Annotated in this window: 4 protein-coding genes; 3 read left to right on the top strand and 1 reads right to left on the bottom strand. The window is 38.2% G+C overall.

All coding sequences use genetic code 11. The annotated features are described in order from the left end of the window. Positions 1-612: 612 nt before the first annotated feature. The 3 genes from L1D22_RS21880 (at position 613) to L1D22_RS21870 (ending at position 2,585) form a co-directional block, all read left to right on the top strand. Entirely contained in the window at positions 613-1,407 is a 795-nt protein-coding gene (locus L1D22_RS21880; RefSeq protein ID WP_239831224.1) for a hypothetical protein, read from the top strand. Between the two features lie 76 nt (positions 1,408-1,483). Further along, on the top strand, positions 1,484-1,948 hold the full coding sequence (locus L1D22_RS21875) for a PIN domain-containing protein (protein ID WP_239831223.1): 465 nt from the start codon (positions 1,484-1,486) through the stop codon (positions 1,946-1,948). Next, a complete protein-coding gene (locus L1D22_RS21870) occupies positions 1,833-2,585 on the top strand; it encodes a hypothetical protein (RefSeq protein WP_239831222.1) in 753 nt (250 codons plus the stop codon). Before L1D22_RS21875 ends, L1D22_RS21870 begins: the two co-directional genes overlap by 116 nt. On the opposite strand, the gene L1D22_RS21865 is transcribed toward L1D22_RS21870, so the two are convergent. Beyond that, the coding region (locus L1D22_RS21865; protein ID WP_239830503.1) for a transposase domain-containing protein at positions 2,575-2,790 on the bottom strand (216 nt) is incomplete at its 5' end. The two genes, L1D22_RS21870 and L1D22_RS21865, sit on opposite strands and share 11 nt — an antisense overlap.

Here is a 2,790-nt window from a genome sequence, read left to right as displayed (position 1 = left end):
GAGCGACATGTGAAAATCAGGAGTTCAGCGACTCCTTTTGACCCTGAATACCAAGAATACTTGGTAAAGCGGAAGTCAAAAAGACAAGCTCGCAACTCGTGGATTGATCCTGCTCTAACTGCTTTATAAGTTGTTGGGTGTCAAACGATGCCTTAGTGGAGGCTTGAGCCGTATGCAGTGAAAGTTGCACGTACGGTTCTTAGGGAGACGGCACTTGGTAACAAGTGTCGTCCACCCGACCAAAATGAGCCAGATAGGGATTGAACTCAGGTTCAAACTCAGGAACTTGTCTTACTTTTTCTCATGCCTAGAGTTCCAACAATGTTGCTAAATGTTCTAATCCACAACAGAGTAACCTTCAATCACACTTACGCACGGATATGTTGTTCAATCACTCATGAATTACTAAATAATAGGGAAATGAAGAGGTTTTTTTGATTGATAACATGCCTTGAATTGGAAGTAATATGTGCTTGCACGGTTTTCAACTAGAAATTAGATTTAACCTGAATTCGGGCATAATTTTCAGTTGGTTAGAAAGTATTCTTGAGATATGCTGAATACGTAAATTTGTGCTGGCACGATATTAAAATGTTATGTTTTAGGTGAATTATGTGGTCAAATATTCAAATGTGGGCTTTGAAAAAAGCATTTGGGAAAGTCGGTCCATCACGGATTCCCATGTCAGGTCCAGAGTGTGAAAAGAATAATTTCTATTCAACTCGGATTAAGCTCGATGGGGTTTCAGCTCTAGTTCGCGAATTGGATATGAATAAAGTCAAAGTACTAAAGTACAATCAAGAAACTGACAAATGTGATACAGAACTAGACATCGATATTGCCAATATCAATGTAAATACCGTTGAAATTACGCACTACTTGCATAACTACTACACAACTTATACAGGTATTAACTCATTTATACTTCATTGCCTTACAAAAAAAGACTACATAAAGGTTAAGTCAAAGCGAATATTGAACAAGGTTTCACAATCCCTATTTAACAGAAAAAAACTACAGCTAAAACCAAGATATGACCTGTTAGACTATCTTGTTGAAAACTATGGCATCAGTCGGAAGGAGTTTAGTTTAACATCACTGGTTTCTGATATGTATTCTTTGCGTTTTTTTAGGCATCCTGACAAAGAAAATTGTCAAAATAAGCTACGTATGTATGTAGATTCATTTGTGGAATCAGGCGAGGTCAGTAAGGTAAAAGGCGGGGGGTACAAAGTAAATGGAAAGGCTATTGTAACAATCGAAAAGTATCAAACAGACGAACGGCGCCATAAAGATAGCGTGATACTACAGTACAGTATGGTAGTTTTAACTTTTATATTGGCACTTCTGGCATCTATTCAGGCTGGATTAATTAAATTGAAACCATTTTTAGATTTGACGCATTAAACATAACAATCAATTTAAGAGCGATTCACAACGTTGGCCGTGGGCGAATCGATAATTTGGAGTATCCAGTAATAAAATGATTAAAATTCTTTTAGATACCAACATTCTACATCAGGAAGGTTTGCAATCATCTCGATTCCAAGTTTTACAGAGGTTGATCAAAAGTAATGCAATTTGCTTAGTTATTCCTGAAATGGTGCTAAAGGAATATAAAAGTAAAAGACAAGACCAAGCTGAAGGTGAATTGAAGAAACTAAACTCAGCGTTAGACAATTTAAATAGAAAATCTATTTTGGATAAAGATAAGTTTGTCGTAAGACAGCTTATAAATTTTGTGTCATCGGCAATAAAAGAAGCAGATCGATTCGTAGATACATGGGTAGAAGAGAATAAGGTTGTGGTGCCATTAATCTCGGATACTTCAATTGATGATATCTTTAAATCTTACTTTTCTGGAACAGGGGCGTTCCGTAATAAAAAGAGAAGACATCCCAGATGCTGTGATTTTAGATGCTATAGACAAGCTGGCGAAAGAAGGTGAGTTGTTTGTTGTTGCCAAAGATGGTGCATTAATTGAAGCAATAAAAGACATCGATAATGTAGTCCTTTTTAAAGACCTCACTGACGTAATCGGAATTCCGCAGCTGAAAGCAACTCTTGATGAACTGAACGCAAGTGAAAGAAAAGTCACATCTATAGTAGAAACTCTTTCAACGTCTTATTCTAGCTATGAGATTTCTCAGTATCTAACGGACAACGATCTAGTAGAAGTCGAAGGCTTTTATGATGAAGACTTTGTCGAGCTACCATATGACCTTAGTAATATTGAGTTAACTGAACATGAAGTGCATGTTCGGAATTTAAAGGAAATTCTTGTCGATTACCCTCGCTACTTGGGTAATGGAAAATTTGCTTATGTGCTGGCTGCTGAATGTGAAGCAGAACTGTCATTTTATTGTGAAAATGATGCATATGAATCGCTCTCATATGAATATCGAAAAGCGCTATCAAAATCTGAAATTGAAGAATCGAGCAAAGTTAGAGTGACAGGTAGCATCGAGGTTGTGTTTAAGGGAGTTGTGGAGTTAAGTGGCATCGAAACCGATATTGAAACAAGCCAGCTCCAAGTGCATTGTATCCGCCCCATGAACCCACGGGGCGATATTACTAATGTTTGAAATTCCAAGGTAGGAGCGCATCGATATCTGGCTCTGCTTTCGCCAGCTCTTTCATGCACTTGACCATGTAGTCGTAGAGGATAAGGCCGTTGGCTTTTGCAGTTTCGACGATACTATAAAGCATCGCACTCGCTTCAGCCCCGTTAGGATTGGTCGAGAAGAGCCAGTTCTTCCTGCCAATGACCAGCGGTTTAATTGCGCGCTC

The organism is Vibrio sp. Isolate34, from assembly GCF_022397915.1.
Classification (GTDB): Bacteria; Pseudomonadota; Gammaproteobacteria; order Enterobacterales; family Vibrionaceae; genus Vibrio.
The sequence above is the reverse complement of the archived record's forward strand: the minus strand, read 5'-3'. Positions and strand labels throughout refer to the sequence as shown.

What these genes read in the sequence shown, in the direction of transcription:
- L1D22_RS21880 (WP_239831224.1), top strand. Translation starts at nt 613, where the DNA reads ATGTGGTCAAATATTCAAATGTGGGCTTTGAAAAAAGCATTTGGGAAA.
- L1D22_RS21875 (WP_239831223.1), top strand. Translation starts at nt 1,484, where the DNA reads ATGATTAAAATTCTTTTAGATACCAACATTCTACATCAGGAAGGTTTG.